At 72.6% G+C, this 24,845-nt stretch carries 19 protein-coding genes and 1 pseudogene; 12 read left to right on the top strand and 8 right to left on the bottom strand.

Translation table 11 applies throughout. The features are described 5' to 3' along the window. Positions 1-57: 57 nt before the first annotated feature. Positions 58-759: a class F sortase gene (locus O7597_RS05465; protein ID WP_281582166.1), complete on the bottom strand. Its 702-nt coding sequence runs from the start codon at positions 757-759 to the stop codon at positions 58-60. Then, positions 743-1,726, bottom strand: a complete 984-nt coding sequence (locus O7597_RS05460) for a hypothetical protein (protein ID WP_269738022.1) — start codon at positions 1,724-1,726, stop codon at positions 743-745. Before O7597_RS05460 ends, O7597_RS05465 begins: the two co-directional genes overlap by 17 nt. 531 nt (positions 1,727-2,257) lie before the next feature. On the opposite strand from O7597_RS05460, the gene O7597_RS05455 reads away from it, so the two are divergent. After that, on the top strand, positions 2,258-4,063 hold the full coding sequence (locus tag O7597_RS05455) for a glycoside hydrolase family 6 protein (protein ID WP_281582165.1): 1,806 nt from the start codon (positions 2,258-2,260) through the stop codon (positions 4,061-4,063). Between the two features lie 200 nt (positions 4,064-4,263). Here the strand turns inward: O7597_RS05455 and O7597_RS05450 are convergent, their stop codons facing one another. From O7597_RS05450 to O7597_RS05440, 3 genes are all read right to left on the bottom strand, one after another. Beyond that, positions 4,264-4,644 carry a hypothetical protein gene (locus tag O7597_RS05450; RefSeq protein ID WP_269738020.1) on the bottom strand — a complete coding sequence of 127 codons (381 nt, stop codon included), beginning with the start codon at positions 4,642-4,644 and terminating at the stop codon, positions 4,264-4,266. A gap of 142 nt (positions 4,645-4,786) precedes the next feature. Beyond that, positions 4,787-5,764, bottom strand: coding sequence for a hypothetical protein (locus O7597_RS05445; RefSeq protein ID WP_281582164.1), 978 nt, complete (start codon positions 5,762-5,764; stop codon positions 4,787-4,789). A gap of 10 nt (positions 5,765-5,774) precedes the next feature. Beyond that, a complete protein-coding gene (locus tag O7597_RS05440; protein WP_281582163.1) occupies positions 5,775-6,371 on the bottom strand; it encodes a hypothetical protein in 597 nt (198 codons plus the stop codon). 296 nt (positions 6,372-6,667) lie between these two features. On the opposite strand from O7597_RS05440, the pseudogene O7597_RS05435 reads away from it, so the two are divergent. From O7597_RS05435 to O7597_RS05405, 7 genes and pseudogenes are all read left to right on the top strand, one after another. Beyond that, positions 6,668-9,277: pseudogene (locus O7597_RS05435) on the top strand (nitrate- and nitrite sensing domain-containing protein); the annotation flags it as partial. A gap of 251 nt (positions 9,278-9,528) precedes the next feature. Continuing rightward, a complete protein-coding gene (locus tag O7597_RS05430; protein WP_269738017.1) occupies positions 9,529-9,948 on the top strand; it encodes a roadblock/LC7 domain-containing protein in 420 nt (139 codons plus the stop codon). After that, complete coding sequence (locus O7597_RS05425; protein WP_269738016.1) at positions 9,938-10,327, top strand: DUF742 domain-containing protein; 390 nt, start codon at positions 9,938-9,940, stop codon at positions 10,325-10,327. Before O7597_RS05430 ends, O7597_RS05425 begins: the two co-directional genes overlap by 11 nt. Beyond that, complete coding sequence (locus O7597_RS05420; protein WP_269738015.1) at positions 10,308-10,910, top strand: ATP/GTP-binding protein; 603 nt, start codon at positions 10,308-10,310, stop codon at positions 10,908-10,910. Before O7597_RS05425 ends, O7597_RS05420 begins: the two co-directional genes overlap by 20 nt. A 106-nt stretch (positions 10,911-11,016) precedes the next feature. Continuing rightward, on the top strand, positions 11,017-12,051 hold the full coding sequence (locus tag O7597_RS05415) for a lactonase family protein (RefSeq protein WP_269738014.1): 1,035 nt from the start codon (positions 11,017-11,019) through the stop codon (positions 12,049-12,051). Between the two features lie 145 nt (positions 12,052-12,196). After that, on the top strand, positions 12,197-13,960 hold the full coding sequence (locus O7597_RS05410; protein WP_281582162.1) for a substrate-binding domain-containing protein: 1,764 nt from the start codon (positions 12,197-12,199) through the stop codon (positions 13,958-13,960). A gap of 206 nt (positions 13,961-14,166) precedes the next feature. Next, complete coding sequence (locus tag O7597_RS05405; RefSeq protein ID WP_281582161.1) at positions 14,167-15,651, top strand: sugar transferase; 1,485 nt, start codon at positions 14,167-14,169, stop codon at positions 15,649-15,651. 14 nt (positions 15,652-15,665) lie between these two features. Here O7597_RS05405 and O7597_RS05400 read toward each other — a convergent pair whose 3' ends face one another. Continuing rightward, complete coding sequence (locus O7597_RS05400) at positions 15,666-16,790, bottom strand: PP2C family protein-serine/threonine phosphatase (protein ID WP_269738011.1); 1,125 nt, start codon at positions 16,788-16,790, stop codon at positions 15,666-15,668. 92 nt (positions 16,791-16,882) lie between these two features. Between O7597_RS05400 and O7597_RS05395 the strand changes: the two genes are divergently transcribed. Then, a complete protein-coding gene (locus tag O7597_RS05395) occupies positions 16,883-17,434 on the top strand; it encodes a MarR family transcriptional regulator (protein WP_269738010.1) in 552 nt (183 codons plus the stop codon). Between the two features lie 37 nt (positions 17,435-17,471). Here O7597_RS05395 and O7597_RS05390 read toward each other — a convergent pair whose 3' ends face one another. Together O7597_RS05390 and O7597_RS05385 are read right to left on the bottom strand one after the other, a co-directional pair. Next, positions 17,472-19,151 carry a PP2C family protein-serine/threonine phosphatase gene (locus tag O7597_RS05390; protein WP_281582160.1) on the bottom strand — a complete coding sequence of 560 codons (1,680 nt, stop codon included), beginning with the start codon at positions 19,149-19,151 and terminating at the stop codon, positions 17,472-17,474. Between the two features lie 124 nt (positions 19,152-19,275). Next, positions 19,276-20,535, bottom strand: coding sequence for an ROK family protein (locus O7597_RS05385; RefSeq protein WP_281582159.1), 1,260 nt, complete (start codon positions 20,533-20,535; stop codon positions 19,276-19,278). A 49-nt stretch (positions 20,536-20,584) separates the two neighbouring features. On the opposite strand from O7597_RS05385, the gene xylA reads away from it, so the two are divergent. The 3 genes from xylA to O7597_RS05370 all read left to right on the top strand — a co-directional run bounded on the left by xylA (position 20,585) and on the right by O7597_RS05370 (position 24,818). Continuing rightward, on the top strand, positions 20,585-21,772 hold the full coding sequence (gene xylA, locus O7597_RS05380) for a xylose isomerase (RefSeq protein WP_281582158.1): 1,188 nt from the start codon (positions 20,585-20,587) through the stop codon (positions 21,770-21,772). 10 nt (positions 21,773-21,782) lie between these two features. Continuing rightward, positions 21,783-23,240 (top strand): xylulokinase, encoded by a 1,458-nt coding sequence (gene xylB, locus O7597_RS05375; RefSeq protein WP_281582157.1) that lies wholly within the window; start codon positions 21,783-21,785, stop codon positions 23,238-23,240. 132 nt (positions 23,241-23,372) lie between these two features. After that, positions 23,373-24,818 carry an MFS transporter gene (locus tag O7597_RS05370; RefSeq protein ID WP_281582156.1) on the top strand — a complete coding sequence of 482 codons (1,446 nt, stop codon included), beginning with the start codon at positions 23,373-23,375 and terminating at the stop codon, positions 24,816-24,818. Positions 24,819-24,845 lie beyond the last annotated feature (27 nt).

Here is a 24,845-nt window from a genome sequence, read left to right as displayed (position 1 = left end):
GAATGCGTGGACACACGGCATTCGTTCGGTGCCACAACTGCATGATCGGCGGGGTGGTCAGGGCAGCAGGGTGGCGAAGACGATCACGTTGTCGGGGTAGTCGCCGGTGGCCTCGTCGAACTGGCCGCCGCAGGTGACGACCCGCAGTCCCGGACGGTCGCTGGGGCCGTACACCTGCTCGGTGGGGAAGGCGTCCTTCGGGTACGAGGCCACCGAGTCCACCCGGAAGGTCGCCGTCCGGCCGTCGGCCCGTTCGACGCTCACGGTGTCACCGGGTCGCAGGGCGCCGAGGGAGAAGAAGACGGCGGGACCGATCGCGGCCGAGTCGACGTGTCCGACGATCACGGCGTTGCCCGGCTCGCCCGGGCTCGGGCCGGGCTCGTACCAACCGGCGAGCATCGCCTGGTCCAGTGGCGGCACCTGGACGGTGCCGTCGGGGTTGGTGCCGAGCGCCATGATGCCGGCGCGGACTCCGATGCGGGGAATGTCGATCCTGGTGGGCGCGGCCCGGGGGAGTCCGGCGGGCACCCGCCGCGCGTCGTCGAGGTCGGTTTCGGCGAACGGGTTCTGCGGGGACCGGTCGGCCGTACCCGCCACGGGCTGCGGTGGGCGCGCGGCGTCGGTGCTCTTCAGTGACGCGCCGACGAGCCCGGAACCTGTCATGGCGAGCAGGACGACGACGGCGGTGCCGACGGCACGCCACGGTCTACCGTGGCGGCCGCCGGCCCGTCTCGTCGTCGCGTCAGGCCGCGAACTCATCGACCCGACGACGGCGCATCAGCACGAGGCCGCCGAGGGCGGCCGCGCCGACCAGGCTCGCCCCGGCGGCGGCCAGACCACGGTCGGCGCCGGTGGCGATGCCACCGTCACCGCCGTCGACCCCACCGTTCGGCAGGACGACCAGCTCGCCCGTGCCGCAGGAGCCCTCCAGCTTGTACGTGCCGGGCGCGGCGTCCTCGGCCACCTGGGCCTCGCCGTAGTAGACGAAGTCCTTCTTGTGCTCCCAGCCGCGCTCCTCGGCCTCCTCGGCCTCCTCGGCCGCCCAGTCGCCCTTGCCGGACCAGTCGCGCTCGCCCGACTCGCCGGACCAGTCGTCCTTGCCCGACCACTCGCTCTCGCCCGACTCGTCGGACCAGTCGCCCTTGCCGGACCAGTCGTGCTCGGCGGAGTCCGCACCGTTCTCGTGCCGGCCGGACCAGCCGCCGGTGGACTCCTCGGCGGCCGAGTCGCTCTCCTCGGCCTGGCCCTTCCAGTCCTTCTTGCCGTGGTCCTTCGCGTCGCCAGCCTCGGCGTCCTGGCCGTGCTCCTCGCCCTTCCAGTCGTCGTGGGCGTCAGCCGCGCCGCCGCCCCAACCGCTGCCGGACTCGGCCTCGGCGGGCTGCGAACGCTCGTGGCCGGACCAGCCTTCGCTGTCCGCGCCTTCGGCGGCGCCGTTCTCCTCGCGCCAGTCCTTGTGGTCGCCACGCGAGTCGCCGCCCCGAGCCGGTTCGAGCTTGACCTTCCCGGTGACCTTGGACCAGACGAAGGGGTGCTCCTGCTCCTCGGGGCAGATCTGCACGAGCTTGACCTCTTCGCCGGCCTTGACGGCGTGCGGCTTGGCGAAGACCTTGCCCTCGTCCGTCTGTGCTTGGCCGTCGGCGTACGCGGCCCCGGGCGCGAACACCAGCAGGGAAGCGCTGCCGAGGGCAGCACCCGCAACCACCTTCCCCAGCATCTTCTTAGCCATGACCTGTGTCACTCCATCCCTGTTGTCCTGCGGCCGGCAACAACCGAGCCAGAACCGACGTTAGACCGTTTCATGACTTATGCAGGGAAAATTCGTGTTCTGGCATTAGTTCGGTATGCCGGGTTCTACCGGTTCGCTTGCCCCGGGACCCGCCGGCTTGTCCGGTGCCTGGGTGGATGGGTGGCGCAGTGCTTGCCAGGGCGGCCCGCTCGCGTTGTAGTGGAGTTGGGGGTTTTGCCCGGTAGGGTTTCGAAATATCGAACCATTGCCATGGAAGCGCTCCCATGTAAGAATCGCTGCACGCGGTGAGCAGAGCCACACCGCGTAGGCAGGTGTCGAGGGCATCCGGTTCGCCGGACGACCACCTGGCCGCCGACCGGTGACGCCGGTCGTCGCACCACCACCAACGCCCGTCCGGGTCGGGCGCTCCCGAAGAATCCCGTTGGCACCGGCGGCCGTCCGCACCGGACGTCCTTCGGGCCACGTACCGGGCCGTACGCGGATCCGGTCTCGCCCAAGGAGATCAGTGGCATGAATGTGTGGAGAAGGCTGTCCGGTCGACGCCGGGCCGTCGCGCTGGCCGGCGCGAGCGCGCTGGTCGCGGGCGGTTTGGTGACGCTACCGGTGACCGCGGCGCACGCGGCGACGCAGTGCGACGTGGCCTACACGACGAACGACTGGCAGGGCGGCTTCACCGCCAACATCACCATCAGGAACGTCGGCGACGCGCTCAGCAACTGGACCCTCGGCTTCACGTTCCCCGACGCCAACCAGCGTCTCGTGCAGGGTTGGTCGGCCCGGTGGAGCCAGTCGGGCCGCAACGTGACCGCGCAGAACGAGTCGTGGAACGGCAACCTGGCCACCGGCGCCAGCACCAGCATCGGCTTCAACGGCTCGTGGAGCGGCAGTAACCCCAAGCCCACCTCGTTCACCGTCAACGGGGTGGCCTGCAACGGCGGCACGACGCCGACCACGCCGCCGCCGACCACGCCCCCGCCGACGACGCCGCCCCCCACCACGCCCCCGCCGACCACGCCCCCGCCGACGACCCCGCCGCCCACCACGCCGCCGCCCGGCACCAAGGTGGACAACCCGTACGTAGGCGCCCGGGGGTACGTGAACCCGGAGTGGAAGGCCAAGGCCGAATCGGTAAGCGGTGGTAACCGCATCTCGAACACCCCGACCGGTGTGTGGCTTGACCGGATCGCGGCGATCGAGGGTACCGACAACAGCCAGTCCAACGGCCCGATGGGCCTGCGTGACCACCTGGACGAGGCACTGCGGCAGAACGCGCAGTACATCCAGGTCGTCATCTACAACCTGCCCGGCCGGGACTGCGCGGCGCTCGCCTCCAACGGTGAGCTGAAGGCGGACGAGTTGCCGAAGTACAAGGCCGAGTACATCGACCCGATCGCGGCGATCCAGGGTGACGCGAAGTACCGCAACCTGCGGATCATCAACATCATCGAGATCGACTCGCTGCCGAACCTGGTGACCAACACCTCCGGCAACCCGGGTGGCACCGCGATGTGCGACACGGTCAAGGCCAACGGCGCTTACGTGCAGGGTGTCGGCTACGCCCTGGCCAAGCTGGGCGCGATCCCGAACGTCTACAACTACATCGACGCCGGTCACCACGGCTGGATCGGCTGGGACAGCAACTTCACCCCGACCGCCCAGATCCTGCGGGAGGCCGCCGGCGCCTCTGGTGCCACCGTCAACCACGTGCACGGCTTCATCACCAACACGGCCAACTACTCGGCACTGGTCGAGCCGTACGCCAAGGTCACCGACTCGGTGAACGGGCAGACGGTGCGGCAGTCGGACTGGATCGACTGGAATCAGTACAACGACGAGCAGAGCTTCGCTCAGGCGTTCCGCCAGGAACTCGTCCGGCAGGGCTTCCCCAGCAACATCGGCATGCTGATCGACACCTCCCGTAACGGCTGGGGCGGCCCCAACCGGCCTACCGCCGCGGGCCCGACGACCAGTGTGAACGCCTACGTGGACGGTGGCCGGATCGACCGTCGTATCCACAAGGGCAACTGGTGCAACCAGGCCGGTGCGGGCCTGGGCGAGCGGCCGACGGCCGCGCCGGCGTCGGGCATCGACGCGTACGTCTGGATCAAGCCCCCGGGCGAGTCGGACGGCTCCAGCCGCGAGATCCCGAACAACGACGGCAAGGGCTTCGACCGGATGTGCGACCCGACCTACCAGGGCAACGAGCGCAACGGCAACAGCATGAGCGGTGCCCTGCCGGACGCCCCGATCTCGGGCGCCTGGTTCCCGGCGCAGCTTTCCGAGCTGATGCGCAACGCCTACCCGCCGCTGTCCTGACGGACACAGGCACACCCGCCGCCGACAGTAGGTGAGGCGCTGCGGCGGCAGGTCACCCGGGCCCCTGGTCCGACCGCACCGGTCGGACCAGGGGCCCCTCGCGCCGCCTGCGCCACGGTCGCCGTCACCCGCCCGGCGGCGGTGCAACGCCGCAACCGGCTACCGCTGTCCGGGTGGGGGCGCACCGGGGCGCGGGCGGATCAGGGAACCGTCTTCTCGATCGCCGCGCGTCCGGCCTCGGCCAGCTCGCGCCGGGCCCGCTCGATGTTCTCGGCGGTGAGATCCTGCCCTCGGGCCATCACCAGATCCTCCGGCTCCCAGGGCTGCTCGGCGCCGGTGCGGATGTTGTCTCCGCCCGCGCCGGTACCGGTTCCCGTCGCGCCGGTGCCGGCGGCGTACGGGTCGGCGATGATGTCCTCGGTCGACCCGCCTTCGGGCCGGTCGTCCGGTTCGGCGAACGTCGGATTGTCCCGGTCAGGTCCGCCTCCGGTCATCAGCTGCGGCACGGTGCTGTCGTCGTCGACCGCCGCAGCCGCCTCGGGGCGCTCCTCCAGCGGTCGTTGCCGATCACGATCCGTCATCGCTGCTGCCCTCCTGTCCGCGGCGCTCTCCGACCCTGTTGGGCGTACCCGCCACACCGGTGGCCATGCCTGACGGTGGTACGCCGAGGGCGGGTGCCCCGGATCGGAGGCACCCGCCCTCGGGTGGTACGGCCACGCGGAGTCAGCGGCCGAGCACCCGGTCGAGGAAGTCCCGGTACTCGCGCACGGCCACCCGCAACTGCTCGGTGTCGGACGAGCCGGCCTCCTGCCAGCCGCCGAGCTTGTCGCGGTGCGCGGCAAGGGCGGCGGACAGCGCCTCCATCGCCTCCTCCACCAGCGACTGCGCCTCACCCGCCGCCGCCCGGGGATCGTCCACGAAGCGCAGCTGGACGTCGCGCCAGCGGTCCCGGAAGCCCTGCGCCGTCGCGTCGTCGAACAGCGTCGCCGCGCCGGCCGGGACCGCCGTCCCGGAACCGGACGTGCCCTCGCCCGAGGTCTGGGTGTCGGGGTCGACCATCGTGGGGGTGGCACTTCCGTAGCCGGGGCCACCCGCCGCCGCCGTGTCGTCGACGTCCGTCACCGCCGTCGGTCGGTCGTCGCCGTCGGCCGTGGCCACGTCGTCGTCGGTGAGCCGGTCGTCCGCCGGGTCGTCGAGCCGGTCGTCCGTCGGGTCGTCGCCGACCGCCGAAGCCCGGTCGTCGACGACGTCGGCCGCGGCATCGTCGACCGGGTCGGTCCGGTCGACGTCGTCGCCCGTACCGCCGAACTCCGCCGTCGGGTCCGCCCGCCGTCCCTCCCGGTCCCCGTCGACGGCGCCGTCACCAGGCCGGGCGGTGTCCTCCTCGCGCGGGTCGCGCTCGTCCTCGGGGCGCGGGCTGGCCAGCGCGGACGCGGCGACCGCGCCACCGACCGTGGTCGCGCCGAAGGCGGTCGGCACCGGACCCGGCTCGTGGAACTCGGTGCGCTCGCCGTCGGAGCCGGGACGGCCGTCCCAGGGCCGGCCGCGGTCGGCCTCCGACCGGTCCCGATCCGTCGGCTCGTCGACGGTGTCGACCTCGTCGCCCGGCTTCCGGTCGTCCTCGGTGGTCGGCACCGCCACCGGGGCGGAGCGTACGGCCTCCGGGTGGTCGTTGTTGAGCTGCTGCTCTTCCTGCCGCATGGTGATCTCCTCAGCGGTTGGTGGCGTCGTGGGCGGCATCGGGGTGGCGCTGTTCCGGCATCCCCGCAGCGACCGGCGACTCCTCGCCGAGCAGGTCGCTGAAGAGAGCGCGATAGTGGACGACGGCCTGGCGGAGATCCTCGGTGCTGGCCTCGCCCCGGGAGTTGCGCAGGTGGATCTCGTGCGCGTCGCGGTAGTGGCCCAGCGTCCGCGCGTGCTCGACGGAGAGATGGGCGATCTGGTCGTCGAACTCACCGGTGGGGTACCCGCGTTCGGCGATCAGCCGGCTGACCAGTTCGTCGGCCTGCCCGACGGTTTCGGCGGGAGCGTCGACGAAACGTACCTGAAGCTCCTCCCACGCCTCGGTGTACCGGGCACGGGACTCGGGGGTGAGCGGGACCAGTTCGAGCTCGGCGTGCCGGCGTTCCCGGTCCCGCAGCTCGCGCTCGGCGGCGCTGCGGCTGTCCTGCTCGGCGACGACGTGGTCGTACTCGGGGCCGAACCGTTGCCGGAGCGACCGGCGGCGGCCGGCCACGACGACGACGGCGGCGATGGCGGCGACCACCAGGATGACGAGGACGGTGACGACTATCTGCGTGGGCGACATGGCTCCTCCTTCGCCTGCAGGTATTCCCGCCACGCACTGATCGCCAATCCCGTTCCGGAACACTTTCCTGACCCGACCCGGTTGGCACGGGCAGGGAACCCGACAAGGGGTTCGTCGTCGGGACGTTCGGCAACGTACCGGTAGTCTCGACGGACGGTAGTGCGACCGGCGCGGATTACGTATCCTGCCCAAGGCGCCCGAGCCGGCGTCCCGGCGGGACGACCGGGATGCGCCCGGTGACGGCGCTGCCCGGCTGCGCCGGAGCCCTTCCAGCCACCCTTCCGGGCGAGGTCCGATTGAACACCCGCGACTGGCCGATCCGCTCGAAGCTGACCGCGTTGGTCGTCGTGCCGGTGACCGCGCTGCTGGCACTGTGGATTTTCGCGACCACGCTCACCTTCGGGCCGGCGCTCGACCTGCTCGCCGCCCGTACCCTGCTGTACGACCTCGGCCGGCCAGGTGAGACCGTGGTGGCCGAGCTGCAACGGGAACGACGGCTCTCCGTGGTGCACCTCGCCTCGCCACGCACCGAGTGTGGACAACCCCCGGCCGACTGCGTGCTGCCGGCTCTGGTGGCACAGCGGGGCCGCACCGACGCGGCGATCACCGAGTTGCGTCGCCGGGTCGGCGGCGACCAGCTGCGCGACGCCGCCGGTGAGCTGCTCGAAGCCCGGCTCGAACGGCTCATCGGCGAGTTGGACGCGTTGCCGGCCGGCCGCGGCTTCATCGATCGTCGGGATCTCGACCGAGCCGGCGCGGTCGGGCTCTACAGCGGGATGATCTCCTCCGCCTTCCACACCTTCACCGCCCTGGCCAACCTCCCGGACCACGACCTCAACCGCGAGGCGTTGGCGCTGACCGGCCTCGGCCGTTCGCGGGAACTGCTGGCCCAGACCGACGCGCTGCTGGCCGGGGTGCTGACCTCGGGCAGGTTCGCCGAGGGCGAGCACATCCTGCTCGTGCAGGGCATCGGAAATCAGCGGTTCCTGGCCGAGACCGCGGTGGCCGACCTGCCCGAGGCGGACCGGGCCGCGTACCAGCGGCTGACCGAGCGGGAGGCGTTCGGCCGGCTCCGGGAGATGCAGGACGACGTCGTCGCCGCCGACCCGTCGGCCCGGCTCAGGCTCGACCCGCAGGCGTGGCAGACCAGCTACGACACGGTGCAGCAGTCGCTGCGGGACTTCGAGCTGACCCAGGCGGACGGCCTGGCCGACCGGTCGGTGCCGATGGCGGTACGGACCCTGGTGCGGCTGGCCGCCGCGGGACTGCTCGGCCTGATCGCCGTCGTGCTCTCGCTGGTGGTGGCGGTCCGGGTCGGCCGCTCGGTCGCCCGACGGCTGACCCGGGTACGCGGCACGCTCGCCGACGCCGAGCGGCGCCTGCCGGAGGTGGTGGACCGGCTGCGCAACGGTGAGCAGGTCGACCTGGCTCGGGAGGCCTCGGTGGCCGACCGGGGCGCCGACGAGATCGGCCAGGTCGCGCAGGCGTTCACCGAGGTGCACAAGGTCGCCATCCGGTCGGCCATGGTCGAGGTGAGCCTGCGGCGTGGTCTCAACGACGTCTTCCTGAACATCGCGCGACGCAGTCAGGGGCTGGTGCACCGGCAGATCGCGCTGCTCGACCGGCTGGAACGCGACGCGGAGGACCCCGACCACCTGGCCGAACTGTTCCGCGTCGACCACCTCGCCACCCGGTTGCGTCGGCACGCGGAGGATCTGGTCATCCTCGCCGGCGCCACACCGGGCCGGGGCTGGCGCAACCCGGTCGCCATGGTGGACCTCATCCGAGGGGCGATCTCCGAGGTCGAGTCGTACGACCGGGTCGACATCACCACGGTGCAGCCCGCCGGCACGGTCGGTCGGGTGGTGGGGGACATCATCCACCTGCTCGCCGAGTTGATCGAGAACGCCACCGCGTTCTCCCCACCCGACTCCCGGGTCGAGATCTCCGGTGCGCACGTGGCGCACGGCTACGCCCTCTCCGTCACCGACGAGGGTCTCGGCATGAGCGAGGCGGCCATCGACGAGGCGAACCGGAAGCTGGCCCGGTCGCCGGAGTTCGATCCCAGCGAGACCGCCCGGCTCGGTCTGTTCGTGGTGGCGCGACTGGCCGCCCGGCACGACGTCCGGGTCCGGTTGCGGCGATCGAAGGGCACGGGCACCGGCCTCACCGCCGTGGTGCTCATCCCGACCGGACTGATCACGGAGGAACCGTCACCGTTGCCCGGCCCGGAGGCGCTGGCGGGCGACGACAAGGGTGCCACGCCGGAGCAGCGGAGGCTGGCCCGGGCGACCCGACTGACCACGGTGCCCCGTCCCCGAACCCGCGCCGTCCCGCGCGACACGACGGCACCCGCCGGCGGTCCGGTCGAAGGCGAGCCGGTCGGCGAGACGACCCTCCGGACCCAGGGCGGCAGATCGACGGTCGGGCCGGCGGAGGCCGACGGTCTGCCCCGCCGGATCCGCCGCCGCGCCGTCGCGTCGCCCAGCGGCGAGCCGGCAGCGTCGACCGCTGATGCCGGCAACGGCGTCCCGTCCACCGCCGAGGTGGCCCCCGTCGTCCGGGCCGGACCGGAACCTCAGCCCGCACCGGCGCGGCCGGCCGGCACCGATCCAGCCGAGGCCGGCGCCGACGCGCCGGTTGGACCGGTTTCCGGGCACCGGGACGTGCCCGGTGCCGACCCCGTGCTGGACGCGCCCACCGTGCAACTGCCGGCGATGACCGCACGGCCCGCACGGACGGCCGCGATCGACGGCCCGACCGTCCGACAACCGGTGGTCGCGTCCCGGACCCTGGCCCGGCCGCACCGCGATCCGGCGCCGCGCAGCCCGGAGGAGGCACGCCGGGTCATGTCGGCGTTGCAGGCGGGCACCGCGCGGGGTCGGCTGGCCGCCACCCGAACCCCCGGCCGTGATCCGGGTGGACCGGTCCCCGGCAACGGGACCGACCGGACCGAGCCGTCTCCGGCGCAGCCGAACCACCAGCCCGGTGCGGCTGCCGCCGACCCGACCGACCGGGCCGGTTCCGCCGTGCCGGCTCCCGACCCGGCCGGAACGGACCCGCCGGGTCAAAACCGCAGCACCGCGCCGCCCGACGCCCTGCCGGCCACCGAATCGGCGCCGGCGAATCCCCCGACCGTGACTGAGAGGGACGCCTGATGCAGTCGACGAGGCAGAACGCAGATCTCGACTGGTTGCTGGACGATCTGCTGGAGCGGGTGCCGACCGCGCGGCAGGCCGTGGTGCTGTCGGCCGACGGACTCCTGCTGGGCGCCTCCGCCGGCCTGGGCACCGCCGATGCCGAGCACCTCTGTGCGCTGGCGTCCGGCCTGTCCAGCCTGGCCCGGGGCGCGAGCCGGCACCTCACCGGTGGACCGGTCCGGCAGACCGTCGTGGAGATGGAGTCCGCGTACCTCTTCGTCACCGCGGCGGGCCAGGGCGCGTGCCTGGCGGTCGCCAGCGACGCCGACGCGGACATCGGCCTGGTGGCGTACGAGATGGCGATGCTGGTGACCCGGGTGGGTGAGAACCTGGGGGCGCCGGCCCGGGCGGCTGCGGGTACCACCGATGCGGACTGACCTGCCCGGGCACCGACATGAGTGGCTCGACGACGACGCCGGGCCGGTGGTGCGGCCGTACACCCTGACCGGCGGGCGGGCCCGTCCCAGCACGGACGGGCTCGATCTGGTCGCGTACGTGCTGGCGAAGCCGGATCCGGACCTCGCGGCCTATCCGGAGCTGTATCCGGAGCACCGGCTGCTGGTGGAGCTGGCCGGCCGCGGTACCCCGGTCGTGGAGCTCGCCGCGGACCTCGACCTGGCGATCGGCGTGGTCCGGGTGCTGCTCGGTGATCTGCTGTCCCGCGGACTGGTCGCCGTGCACCAGCCACCGCGCGCCACGTACCTACCCGACAACGACATCCTCAAGGCGGTGGTCGATGGACTCCGTGCGTTATGACGGTGAGCGGCGGGGCAACCGGGTGCCCATCGCGCTGAAGATCCTCATCGCCGGCGGCTTCGGCGCCGGCAAGACGACGCTGGTGAGCGCGTTGAGCGAGGTCCGGCCGTTGCAGACCGAGGAGATCCTGACGGACGCCGGCATCTACACCGACGACCTCTCCGGGGTGGAGACCAAGACGACCACCACGGTGGCGATGGACTTCGGCCGGATCACCATCAACGAGGACCTCCAGCTCTACCTGTTCGGTACGCCGGGACAGGACCGGTTCTGGTTCCTCTGGGACGAACTGGCCTTCGGTGCGCTCGGCGCGGTGGTGCTCGCCGACACCCGACGGCTGGCCGACTGTTTCCCCTCGATCGACTACTTCGAGCAGCGGGGCATCCCGTTCGTGGTGGGGGTGAACTGCTTCGACGACGCCCGGCGGTTCAGTCTCGAGGCCGTGCGCCGGGCCCTGGATCTGGACCCGGACGTGCCGATGGTGCTCTGCGACGCTCGTGATCGGCAGTCCGGCAAGACCGTGCTGATCTCCCTGGTCGAGCACGTCGCCCGGCATCGGGGCGAGCCGGTACCGACGGCCTGAGCCGACCGGCGGCGCGCCCGGGTGGCGGCGCAGAGGTCTAATCCGTCGGCGTCGGGGGAAGGCTGCGGAGGTGGATTCGACGGAAACGAGCGGAGGGCGGCAACCGGTGGCAGGTCGAGGCGAGATCGTTCACATCGGCGGGTACACCGCGCCCAGCGGTGGGCGCGGCACCGGCATCGTCGCCGCCCGGCGGGAGCCGCGTACGGGCGAGCTGACGTCGCTGGGCACCGTCGCGGTCACCGACTCGCCCTCCTTCCTCGCCCGCCACCCGACGCGACCCGTGCTGTACGCGGTGAACGAACTGCCCGACGGCCGGATCAGCGCCTGGCGGGTCGGCACCGACGGCGAGCTGTCCGCGATCGGGTCGTGGCCCACCGGCGGAGCGGAACCGTGCCACCTGGCGGTCGCACCCGACGGGGGTCACCTGTTCGTGGCCAACTACGGCGGCGGCAGCGTGACGGTCTTCCCGCTCGACGCCGACGGGGTGCCGAGCGAGCGCACCGATGTGGTCGCGCACCAGGGACACGGGGCCGATCCCGAACGCCAGGAGCGGGCGCACGCCCACATGGTCTCGCCGGGGACGGGTGCGTCGCCGTTGCTGGCGGTCGATCTGGGCACCGACTCGATCTACCGGTACGACCTCGACGCCGCAACCGGACGACTGGTGCCACGCGCGCCCCGGGTGCGAACCGCGCCCGGGGTGGGGCCCCGGCACCTGGCCCGGCACCCCGACGGACGGCGCTGCTACGTCTCCGGGGAGCTGGACGGTTCGGTGCTGGCCTACGAGCTGCTCGACGGGGCGCTGCACCACCGGGGCCGGGTCGACGCCAGCGACCGGGGCGGGCACGTCCAGCCGTCCGAGATCGGCATCGGTCCGGACGGCCGCTTCCTCTACGTCGCGAACCGGGGTGTCGGCACCGTGACGGTCTTCGCCCTCGGTGCGGACCTGCCGGAACTCGTGGCGGAGGTGGAGACCGGCGGCGAGTGGCCCCGTCACTTCGCCCTGATCGGTGAACACCTGTACGTCGCCGACGAACGGGCGGACATGGTGCGCACCTTCCGGGTCGACCCGGCCACCGGGGTGCCGGTGGCGGTCGGCGAGCCGCTACCGATTGCGAGCCCTACTTGCGTTCTGCCCTGATCGTGTGGCTCGGACATAGATACATCCACATTGCGCCGCTGACTCATCACTCAAAGTAACTGAATCGCGGTGAACTGTTTCTCCTCTGTAACTTTCGTCCGAACGGCCATGGCAGTACAACGGTCGGATACGCAAGATGGTCTGCGTGTCAGCAGGCCGCCATCGCATGCGTTCAAGTATTCACGGTGCCGCCGCCGCAGCAGCGGTCGGCGTACTCGTCGTCACCGCTGGTGGGTGGGTCGGCTATCGCCAACTCGCCGGCCAGGACTGCTCCGGCAAGATCGAGCTGTCCGTCGCGGTGGCCAGCGAGCTCGCCCCGGCGGTCGACCAGGCGGCCACCGAGTGGGAGGAGAAGGGTGCCGCGGTCGATGGAACCTGCATCGACGTGACGGTCGCCGCCTCCGACCCGGTGGAGGTGGCCGCCGTGGTGTCCGCCAAGCACGGCGCGATCCTGGCCGGCGTGGGGCAGGCCAGTGGCACCGCGGTGAGTCCGGACGTCTGGATTCCGGATTCCTCCACCTGGCTGCTGCGACTCAAGACCGGCGGCGCGGCGGCCTTCGAGCCCGGCAACGGTTCCTCCATCGCGAGCAGCCCGGTGGTGGTCGCGATGCCGGAACCGATCGCCACCCGGCTGGGCTGGCCGCAGCAGGAACTCGGCTGGACCGACCTGCTGACGCGCCTCAACAGTGATCGGCCGCTGAAGACCGGCATCGTGGAGCCGACCCGCGACGCCGCCGGACTGTCCGGCCTGCTGTCGATGATGACCGCCGCGGCGTCGACCGGCGGCGAGACCGCCGAGCAGGAGCGCGTCGGCGCGTTGCGGGCGTTGGCCGCCGGCGCCTCGGCGCTGCGCCAGGACCTGCTCGCCAAGTTCCCGACGGCCAGCGACGCCACCACGCTGGCCAGCGCCCTCGGTGCGGCGGCGCTGTCCGAGGAGGACGTCATCCAGTACAACGCCCGGAAGCCTCCGGTGCCGTTGGCGGCGCTCTACCTGAAACCGGCGCCACTGCCGCTCGACTACCCGTACGCGGTGCTGCCCGGGATCGAGCCGGCCAAGGCGTCCGCCGCCGGGGTGCTGTTCGAGGCGCTGACCACGACGTCGTTCAAGGACAAGCTGGCCGCGCAGTCGCTGCGGGCGCCGGACGGCAACTGGGGCACCGGTTTCAACGCGCCGCAGGGCGCGCCGAGCCCGGCCGGTGGGGACGCTTCCGTCGCGCCGCCGGCCCAGGGCGGCGTCGCCGCCGGTGGGCTGGCCCCGGACGCGGTGGAGCGGGCGGTCTCCAGCTGGTCCATCGCCACTCTGTCCGGTCGGATGCTCTGCATCATCGACGTCTCCGGCTCGATGAAGAACGAGGTGCCGACCGCCAACGGGGCGACCCGGCAGCAGGTCACCACGGAGGCGGCCCGGCGCGGGCTGAACCTGTTCGACGACTCGTGGTCGATCGGCCTGTGGGTCTTCTCGACGAACCTGGTGGGCTCGCTGGACTACCAGGAGTTGGTGCCGATCGCGCCGCTGTCACGGCAGCGCAGCGAGTTGGAGCGCGGCCTGGACCGGGTCGCCTCGTCGAGCGGCGACACCGGCCTGTACGACACGCTGCTGGCCGCGTACAAGGACGTCCAGGCGAACTGGGAACCTGGCAAGGTCAACTCGATCGTGCTGTTCACCGACGGCAAGAACGAGGACGCCGACGGCATCTCCCAGAAGGCCCTGCTCGCCGAGCTGAAGCGGATCAAGGACCCGGAGCAGCCGATCCAGGTGATCATCATCGGTATCGGCACCGAGGTCAGCAAGTCGGAGCTGGACACCATCGCGAAGAGCGCCGGTGGCGGTGCGTTCGTCGCCACGGATCCCACCAAGATCGGTGACATCTTCCTCCGGGCGATCGCGCTGCGGAAGGCACCCGCCTGACCTGAGACACCCCGTAAAGGGGCCGCTGGTACCGGTTTCGCCGGTACCACCGGCCCCTTTCTCGTTGTCCTACGCCTTGGAAACTGACGGCAATACGTCGGAAGCAATTGGTAGTCATGGTTGTCAGGGCAGGATGTCGTCGTGCATCGGCAGACCCGACCGTCCCGGCCGGGCCCGTGCCGTCGGCGAGCGAAGTGGGAGGGCTGGTGACCTCGGCTACGCTGTTGACCCCGGTCAGATCGTCATCGCGACCCAACGACGTCCCGGCACCGGGGCGACCGGTGCGTACCGACCAGCGGGCGTACGTCCGGACGCTTGTCGTGCTGGACACCGCCGTGCTGGCGGTGGCGGTGCTGGTCGGCTACGCCGTCCGGTTCGGTGAGGCCGCACCCCGTGGCCCGGTGCCGTACGTCCTGGTCGCCCCGGCGCTCGTGCTGGCCTGGCTGGTCTCGCTGAAGGCCCTGCGCTGCTACGACGACCGGGTGGTGGGCTACGGTGCGGACGAGTACCGGCGGGTGAGCATGGCGAGTCTGCGGCTGGCCGGCGCCACCGCGATCGCGGGCTACGTCGCCGACGTCGGGGTGTCCCGGGGCTTCCTGGCCATCACCTTCGCGGTGGGCACGATCGGTCTGGAGGTGGCCCGGTTCGCCGCCCGCAAGCGCCTGCACCGCGCCCGGTCGCAGGGGTCGGGCTGGTCGCGGCGGGTGCTGGTGGTCGGTGACACCGCCCACGTGCTGGAACTGGTGCACACCCTGCGCCGCGAGCCGTACGCCGGCTACCAGGTCGTCGGTGCCTGCATCCCGGACGCCCTGCTCGCCCCGGTCGCCCAGCGGCTCGGCGACGTGCCGGTGGTCGGTTCGTTCCGGGCCATTCCGGAGGCCGCCGCCGCGATCGGCGCGGACACGGTCGCCGTCACCGCCTGCGGGGAGCTGACCGCGACCCGGCTGCGTCGGCTCGGTTGGCAACTGGAGGGCACCGGCATCGACCTGGTGCTGGCTCCGGCGCTGACCGACGTGGCCGGCCCGCGCATCCACACCCGGCCCGTCGCCGGCCTGCCACTGATCCACGTGGAGGCCCCCGAGTTCCGCGGCGTCCGCAAACTGGTCAAGGGGTTCGTCGACCGGTCGATGTCGCTTGTCGCCCTGGCCCTGCTGCTGCCCCTGCTGGCGGTCATCGCGTTGGCCGTGAAGCTGGACAGCCGAGGCCCGGTGCTCTTCCGCCAGATCCGGGTCGGGCAGGGCGGCCAGGAGTTCGGGGTCTTCAAGTTCCGCACCATGGTGGTCAACGCGGACGTGCTGCTGGCGGAGTTGGCCGCCCGCAACGAGACCGACGGCCTGCTGTTCAAGATGCGGGACGACCCCCGGGTGACCCGGGTCGGTCGGCTGTTGCGCAAGTGGTCACTTGACGAGCTGCCGCAGCTGGTGAACGTCCTGCTGGGGCAGATGAGCCTGGTCGGTCCCCGGCCGCCGCTGCCCTCCGAGGTCGCCCGGTACGACGGCGACGTCGCCCGCCGGCTGCTGGTCAAGCCGGGGATGACCGGGCTCTGGCAGGTCAGCGGCCGCTCCGATCTGAGCTGGGAGGACGGCATCCGGCTCGACCTCTACTACGTGGAGAACTGGTCGCTCGCCGCCGACCTGACGATTCTGTGGAAGACCGTCGGCGCGGTGGTCAACAGCCGCGGCGCGTACTGATCCGGCGGGTGGTCTCACGGCTGCGGACCGAGCCAGTCCAGGCAGACCACGACGGCGTCGTCGGTGAGATCACCGGCGACGAAGGCCCGTAGGTCGCCGAGCAGGGAGCGGACGGCGTCCAGCGCCGCCATCGGTGCGGTCCGGCGCAACATCCGGTCCAGCGCGGTCTGGCCGTACTGCTCGGCGCCCCCGGTCGCCTCGATCACCCCGTCACTGATCATGAACAGTCGGTCGCCGCGCTGGAGCTGGACGAACTGCTCGCGGTAGTTGGTCCCCTCGAACATGCCGAGCGGGAACTGCTCCTCCAGCGGCTGGATGCTGACCTCGCCGTCCCGGAGCAGGACGAGCCGGGGCGAGCCGGCGTCGACGGCGGTGAGCCGCCCGGTGCGCAGATCCAGTTCGAGCAGCAGGGTCGCGAGGTACTGCTCACCCCGGTGCAGGTCGTAGATCGCCTGATCGGCGAGGGCGGCCTGGTCGGCCAGGGGAATGCCGGCCCGGCGGGCGTTGCGCAACGCACAGGTGGCGAGGGTGGTGAGCATGGACGCGGCGACCCCCTCACCCATCCCGTTGATGGTGGCCAACCAGACCCGCTCACCGTCGTCGGACCAGTCGAAGCTGTCACCACGCACCGCGTACGCCGGCTCCAGCTGACCGGCGAGGCTGAAGGAGGGACGCAGCCGGCTACGCCCCGGCAGCAGTTCCCACTGCACCTCGGCGGCGAGGGTGAGTCGGCGACTCCGCCGGGCCACCCGGTACACGTCCGTGCCGGCGTCGACGGCGGCCAGCTCGTGGGCCAGCGCGGTGGCGACCTCGGCCAGCTCGGCAAGTCGGGCGTCGGTGACCGGCGTGACCCGGAGCACACCCCGCCGTTCGCCACGCATGCTCACCGGCAGGTACCCCACGCCGTCGGCGTGGGTCGGGCTCTGGTGGTCGAAGCAACGCCAGGCCGGGTGCCCGGGCATGGTCACCGGTTCCCCACCGCCCAGCGGCAGCAGCGCCGCCAGCCGGTAGTCGACCTGGAGGAGATCGGTGTCGGTGATCCCGTACTCCCGCTCGAACAGCTCCCCGACGCGCGTCACGAGGAGATCCACGGGGGCGGCGGTGATGGCCGCGCGGCCCCTGTCGACCGGCTCGGTCATGGTCCCTCCTTGATCACAAGCCCAACCGCCGACGGAATCGGGGTACGCTCAGGCGCACCATGGCGGAACTGCATGGTCCACCGGGACCCGAGATGAGTATGGCTGCCGAGCTGGATGCCGCGGCAGGAGCCCTGCTGACGGTCTGGGACGGTGCGCGGGAGCGGACGGCCAACCGCATCTCCACCGCCCAGCTTCGCGCCGTCATGCTCGTCGAACGGCATGACGGGATAAACCTGCGGCGCCTCGCCGCCGGTCTGGACATGCTGCTCTCGTCGGCCAGCCGACTGTGTGACCGGCTGGTCGCCGCGGGGATGCTGGAGCGGGAGCCGGGCCGCGCCGATCGGCGGGAGATCTCGCTGCATCTGACCGCCGAGGCCCGCCGGCTGCTGGCCGAGCTGCGCGACGACCGTCGCCAGCACCTGGCGGCGATCCTGGCCGACATGACCCCCGACGCCCGGGAGGCGCTGCTGCGCGGGCTGCGTGCCTTCGACGAGGCCGCCCGCGCACGGGTCGTCCGACCGGTGTCGCCGCTGGTGCCACAGCCCGAGCAACCACGTGCGGAACAGTCGGACGGCCGGGACGCCGTCGAGGCGGCGCCGCGTGGCTGGGCAGCGGGGGACGCCTCCGTCTTCCGCACAGCCTGACCGGGCCGGCTACCGTCGGTGCTGCCGCACGGCCGGATCAGTCTGCGGCGGGACCGATCGCCAACATCGCGATGTCGTCGTGGCGGTGCCCGGCACACCACGTGTCGATCTCCCGGAGCACGCGGTCGACGAGCGTCGCCGGGGGCAGCCCGGCACCGGCCGCCAGCGTCCGGCGTAGCCGCTGCTCGCCGAAGGTCTCCGCGCCGTGCGGGCCGCCCCGGGCATCGGCGACCCCGTCGGTACGGGTGAAGAGCAGTTCGCCGGGGCCGAGCCGAAGGTCGGCGGCGGCGAACCGGGCACCGGGCAACGCGCCGACCGGCATCCCGCCCACCCGGAGCGCGGCCACCGTTCCGTCGGACCGCACCACGAGGGGTGCCGGATGCCCGCCACCGGCGATCCGCAACCGCAGTTCACCCTCGGGTCCGACCCGCAGGGCGCCCAGCAGCAGGGTGGTGAACTGCCCGCGCCGGCTCGTGTCCGGCAGGTCGAGCAGTGCCCGGTCGAGCAGCCGGAGCAGTTCCCGCGGTTGCCGTTCGACCAGCCGTAGGGTCTGCAGGGACTGGCGTACCCGGCCGGTGAGCACGGCCGCACCCACGCCCTTGCCGCAGACGTCCCCGACGGCGAACAGCGCACCGTCGTCGGTCGGCAGGACGTCGTAGAAGTCGCCACCGATGCGCAGTCCGTCGCCGGCCGCGCGGTAGCCCCCGGCCAGGCGCACTCCGGCCACCGTGGGCAGCCGCGGCGGCAGCAGGCTGTGCTGAAGGACCCGGGCGAGGTGGCTCTGTTCGTCGTGCAGTTGCGCGGTGGCCAGCGCGGCGCCGGCCCGGGCGGCGAACTCCCGGACCAGCTCGACGTCACGGCGGTCGAAACCGGCCCGCCCGGCTCGGCGGAGCAGCACCAGGGCGCCGGCCGTCCGGCCGGCGCCGGGGATCGGGCTGACCAGCAGGGTCGAGGGCGGGTCGAGGTCCGCCGGGACCAGATCGTCGATTCCCGCCCGGGTGATGGCCGGCCAGGGCCGCGGATCGGCGGGCTCGCCGTCGAGGGCCTCGACGAGTCCGGGTACGGCGGCGACCACGTCCCAGCCGACCGTTCCGGTGACCGGCGTGCTGTGGTCAGCGGTGTGCCGGATCCAGTGCGGCCGGTGTTCGGTCGGCGTCGGTGGCAGGTGTACCACCAGAGCCAGATCGGCCAGGTAGGGCACGGGTAGGGCGGCCACCGCGCGCAGCGCCTGGTCACCCTCGAGCGCCAGGCCGAGCTGACGGCCGGCGTCGGCCAGGAACCGGGTACGCCGACGCTCGGCGAGCAGCTCCGCCGTGCGGGCGTGCTCGTCGGTGACATCCCGCACGTACCAGGCGGACCGGTTGCCACCAAGCGTGCGGCGGACCCCTCGCAGCCGCCGGCCGAGGTGTTCGGCATCGAAGTCGTCGGCACCGGTGGCGGTTGCGGCCGCCAGGGCCGCGAACGGACAGCCGGTCAGGTCGGTGCCGACGACGATTTCCGGCAGCAACGCTCCGGCCACCGCGTTCACCAGCACGACCAGCCCGGCGTCGTCGGTGGTCAGCACCGCCTCGTCGAGGCCGTCGAGCAGCTCACGGGCGAGATCGGCGTCCACGGGTGACGTGCCGTGCGGCGCCTCGGCGGCGGTGCGCTCCGACCGGTCGTCGCTGGTCCGCTCGCCGGCCGCACCGGCGAAGGCGCCGGGTCGGGTGCTGGTCATCGGCGGACACCCGGCGGCGGGCCGTGTCGACCAGTACGCATGCCGGGGTGCACTCCTCGGGGTCACGGTTGGTTGCTTGGAAGCAAGCGTACCGAGCGGCTGCCGAGGCATCCGGACGAGCGCGTCAGAGCCGGGCCAACCAGCCGCCGGGGCGAGCGATGATCCGGCGTACCACCGAACCGGCCGCTCCCACCGCGGCGGCGGTGGCACCCAGGGTGGCGGGCCGGACGGTGACCGGCGACCATGCCGCGGTGAGCACCCGGCGTTCGATCTCGGCGAGTACGGGCGGTCGGAGCCAGCCGGTGAGCGGGGCGTAACCGCCGCCGAGCACCACCGTGTCGAGGTCCAGCAGGTTGACCACGCTCGCCACGGTGACCCCGATCGCCGTACCGGCCTCGGTCAGGGCGCGCAGCACGGCGGGATGCTCGGCTGTGGCGAGCTGGGTCAGCCGGGTCGAGGCCCGGTCGGCGGGCAGATCCGCACCGGCCAGGCCGGCGGCGGACAGGATCGCCTCCTGCCCGGCGTAGAGCTCCAGACAGCCGCGGCCGCCGCAGCGGCAGGGTGGGCCGTCCGGGCGGACCGGGATGTGGCCGATCTCGCCGCTCCAACCACGGGTGCCCCGGAACAGCGCGCCGTCGAGGACGATGCCCGCACCGATGCCGACCTCGCCGGAGATGTGCAGAAAGCTGCCCGGCGCGGCGCCGGCATGCAGCTCGCCCAACGCGGCGAGGTTGGCCTCGTTGTCCACCACCAGGGGCGGCACCCCGTCGACCCGTTCGGTCAGTGGGGGATGGTCGGCCAGCAGTTCCGGCACCGGCACGTCCCGCCAGCCCAGGTTCGGCGCGAGGCGGACCCGCCCGGCGTCGTCGACCAGACCGGGTACGCCCAGGGCGGCACCGGCCAGGGTCAGACCCTGGGCCTCGGCGTCGACGCGGGCCCGGCCGGCCAGCTCGGCGAGCTGGCCGAGAGCCTCGGCCGGCGACACGGGTCGCAGGTCGGCCCGGTGCACCGTGTGGTGCCGGACCTGCCCGGAGAGGTCGACGACGCACGCGGCGAGGTAGTCGACATTGATCTCCAGGCCGAGACCGGCGGGACCGTCGCCGGCCAGCATCAGGCCGCGCGCCGGACGACCGGCGCCGGCTCGTGGCGTCGGATCCGCCTCGGTGACGAGGCGGCCGGCGACGAGGTCCTCCACCACGGCCGACACGGTGGCCCGGGTGAGACCGGTGTCGGCGGCCAGCGCCGCCCGCGACGGGGGGCGACGGGCGGCGGCGATGCGGCCGAGCACGAGGGCGAGATTCAGCTCACGCAGGCTGCCCTGCCGCACCGCGCCGGCCGGGGCTGCGGGTGAGGTCACCCCTTGACACTGCCACATCGCGGTCATTTAATTCAACCACTGAACAAATAGCGGATGACACCACCGGAGGTCTGCCATGGCACCCCGTCCCACTCCTGCCGACAAGTTCTCCTTCGGGCTCTGGACGGTCGGCTGGCAGGGCCGCGACCCGTTCGGCCACGCCACCCGAGACGCGTTGGATCCGGTGGAGTCGGTGCACCGGCTCGCCGAGCTGGGCGCGTACGGCGTCACCTTCCACGACGACGACCTGGTGCCGTTCGGTGCTGACGCCGCCACCCGCGACGCCCAGATCGCCCGGTTCCGCAAGGCGCTCGACGAGACCGGCCTGGTGGTGCCGATGGTCACCACCGACCTGTTCCAGCAGCCGGTCTTCAAGGACGGTGGCTTCACCAGCAACGACCGCGACGTCCGGCGGTACGCGTTGCGCAAGGTGCTGCGCAACATCGATCTCGCCGCCGAGCTGGGCGCGAAGACCTTCGTCATGTGGGGCGGCCGGGAAGGCGGCGAGTACGACGTCGCCAAGGACGTCCAGGCCGCGCTGGAGCGCTACCGCGAGGCGGTGGACCTGCTCTGCCAGTACGTCATCGACCGCGGCTACGACCTGCGTTTCGCGCTGGAGCCGAAGCCGAACGAGCCGCGCGGTGACATCCTGCTGCCCACCGTCGGGCACGCCCTGGCGTTCATCTCCACCCTCGCCCACCCGGAGCGGGTCGGCCTGAACCCGGAGGTCGGCCACGAGCAGATGGCCGGGCTGAACTTCGTCCACGGCATCGCCCAGGCGCTCTGGCAGGGCAAGCTGTTCCACATCGACCTCAACGGCCAGCGTGGCGTCAAGTACGACCAGGACCTGGTCTTCGGTCACGGCGACCTGCTCAACGCGTTCGCCCTGGTCGACCTGCTGGAGCACGGCGGCACCGCCGGCGGCCCCGGCTACGACGGCCCCCGCCACTTCGACTACAAGCCCTCGCGCACCGAGGACGTCGACGGGGTCTGGGCTTCGGCCGCCGCGAACATGAACACCTACCTGCTGCTCAAGGAGCGGGCGGCGGCGTTCCGGGCCGACCCGGAGGTGGCCGAGGCGCTGGCCGCGAGCAAGGTCGCCGAGCTGGGCGTGCCGACCCTCGGCGAGGGCGAGGGCTACACCGAGCTGCTCGCCGACACCAGCGCGTTCGAGGAGTTCGACGTCGACGCGGTAGCCGCCAAGGGCTTCGGTTTCGTCCGGTTGAACCAGCTCGCCGTCGAGCACCTGCTCGGCGCGCGCTGAGGCGGTCGGCATGCCGCTCGTCGCCGGGGTGGACTCCTCCACCCAGTCCTGCAAGGTGGTCGTCCGGGACGCGGAGACCGGTGCCCTGGTCCGGCAGGGCCGGGCACCGCACCCGGACGGCACCGAGGTCGATCCGTCGGCCTGGTGGTCGGCCCTTCGGACGGCGATCGACGCCGCCGGTGGCCTGACCGATGTCGCCGCGGTCTCCGTGGCTGGGCAGCAGCACGGCATGGTCTGCCTCGACGAGGCCGGGGAGGTGGTCCGGCCGGCGCTGCTGTGGAACGACACCCGGTCGGCCGGTGCGGCAGCCGAGCTGGTCCAGGAGGCGGGCGAGGGGCAGGCCGGGCGCCGGTTCTGGGCCGACGCGGTGGGCAGCGTGCCGGTGGCCAGCTTCACCGTCACCAAGCTGCGCTGGCTGGCCCGCAACGAGCCGGCGAATGCCGACCGGGTGGCGGCGGTCTGCCTGCCGCACGACTGGCTGACCTGGCGGCTGGCCGGTGCTCCCGGGCTGGACGCGCTGCGCACCGATCGCAGCGACGCCAGCGGCACCGGCTACTGGTCCCCGGCCAGCGGCGAGTACCGGCCGGACCTGCTGGAGCGGGCGCTCGGCCGGGCCGTGCGGGTGCCGACGGTGCTCGGTCCCGCCGAGACCGCCGGCCGGTTGGCTCCGGCGGTGCTGTCCGGTGCCGTTTCCGCCACCGACCCGGGCGCGGCGCTGCTCGGGCCGGGCGCGGGCGACAACGCCGCCGCCGGCTTCGGCGTCGGTGCCCGCCCGGGCGACGTGGTGGTGTCGATCGGCACCTCCGGCACGGTGTTCAGCGTCGCGGACACCCCGGCGGCCGACCCGAGCGGTATCGTCGCCGGCTTCGCCGACGTGACCGGCCGGTTCCTGCCGCTGGTCTGCACGCTGAACGCGGCCCGGGTGCTGGACGCCGCCGCGGCGATGCTGCGGGTCGGTCTGGACGAGCTGGCCGACCTCGCGCTGTCCGCGCCGCCCGGCGCGGACGGGCTGGTGATGGTCCCGTACCTGGAGGGGGAGCGGACCCCGAACCGGCCGGACGCCACCGGGGCGGTGCACGGGCTGACCCTGCGCACCTCGACCCCGGCGCACCTGGCCCGGGCCGCCGTGGAGGGGATGCTCTGCGCCCTCGCCGACGGACTCGACGCACTCGCCGCCCACGGCGCGACCGTACGCCGGGTGATCCTGGTGGGTGGCGGTGCCCGCTCGGCGGCGGTGCGTCGCATCGCGGCGCAGGTCTTCGGCTGCCCGGTGGTGGTCCCACCGCCCGGTGAGTACGTCGCCGACGGTGCCGCCCGGCAGGCCGCGTGGTTGGCCCTGGGCACGGGGGAGCCGCCGTCCTGGACACCGTCCGGCACGCAGGAGTACGCCGGTGAACCGGTGCCCGGCATCCGGGAGCGCTACGCGCAGGCCCGGGAACGCCACCTGGACCGGTTGTCCCAGGGCTGATCACGCCCGTTCCCGGATCGGGTGGCCTGCACGTGACGAGGAGCCACCCGGTCCGGGACCGAGCACGATCTCGGCCGCGCCGCGAGGTGACCCGGTGATCGGCTCGTTATCCCGCCCTGGTTGGCTGCCCGCATGACCTCGACCACACGCGGACCCGCGCGGGTGTGGGGCAGCAGTGCGCCGCGCCGGCTCTACAGCGTCGTGGTCTTCGTGCTGCTCGCCTCGCTGGACAACGTGGCGATCGGTCTGGTGCCCCCGCTGTACGGCGCGATCGCCGATTCCTTCGAGGTGCCGCAACGGCTGCTCGGCCTGGTCACCGCGATCAGCTTTCTGATCAGCGCGGTGGCGGCGGTGGGTTGGGCGTACTTCGGCGACCGGACCAACCGCAAGCCGTTGCTGATGCTCGGCACACTGCTCTGGGCGGCCGGAACGGGCGGCAGCGCACTGGCCGGGAACTACCCCACCTTCCTCGCCGCGCAACTGCTCGCCGCGGTGGGTCTGGGCGCGGTCGGTTCGGTCGGTTACTCGGTCGTCACCGATCTCATCACGCCGCGCCGTCGGGGCCTGGTGATGAGCTTCTGGGGGCTCTCGCAGGGGGTCGGCACGGTGGCCGGCGGCCTCGTCGGCGGGCTGCTCGGCGCGACCGACTGGCGTCGGCCGTTCCTGGTGCTCACCGTGGTCGGGCTGGTCGCCACGGCGGCCTACCTGTTCACGTACGACATCCGGCGTGGTCAGAGCGAGCCGGAGCTGGCCGCCGCGCTCGCCGCCGGTGGCGACTACGACTACCGGATCAGCCGGGCCGACCTGCCGGTCATCCTGGGCCGGCGGACCAACCGGTGGCTCATCCTCCAGGGCCTCACCGCGCAGGCCGCCTTCGGCTCGCTGGTCTGGCTGCCGGTGCTGTTCCGCGAGCGGGCCGAGGACCAGGGCTATTCGGAGGCAACCGCCATCGTGGTGGGCGCCGTCTTCGCCGCGCTGTTCCAGCTCGGTGGGGTGTTCTCCATCGTCGGTGGGCTGATCGGCGACGCGCTGCAACGGCGTACGCCCTCCGGCCGGGCGTTGGTCGCCTCGGTCGGCATCTTCGCGGCGCTCCCGTTCTACCTGGTGCTGTTCTTCGTGCCGATCCGCATCGACGTGCCCGACGGGGCCGGCACCGGCGCGGTCGTCGGTGCGGTGCTGGGCAGCGTGGTCAGCGAGCCGACGGTCGGGTTGAGTCTGCTCGCCGCGTTGCTGGCCCTGGCGCTCACCTCGGCGAACTCGCCGAACTGGTTCGCGCTGATCGCCGACGTCAACCCGCCGGAGAACCGGGGCACCGTCTACAGCCTCGGCAACCTGGTCAACGGGGTGGGGCGGGCGGCCGGCAACGGCCTGGTCGGGGTGGCGTTCCACGGGCTGCGGGTGGCTTTCCCGCCGCCGCTGAACTACGCCGTCGGGCTGGCCGCCTTCCAGCTCTTCTTCATCCCCACCGGGGTCATGTACTGGCTCGCCGCCCGCACCTCACCGCAGGACATCGCCGACGTGCGGCGGCTGCTGCACACCCGCGCCACGAAGGATCGTGGTACGGAACCGTCCGCATAGGGACAATCCCGTACCACGATCTCTCGG

This window comes from Verrucosispora sp. WMMC514 (assembly GCF_027497295.1).
Lineage (GTDB): Bacteria > Actinomycetota > Actinomycetes > Mycobacteriales > Micromonosporaceae > Micromonospora > Micromonospora palythoicola.
This window is presented reverse-complemented; position numbering and strand designations above follow the sequence as displayed.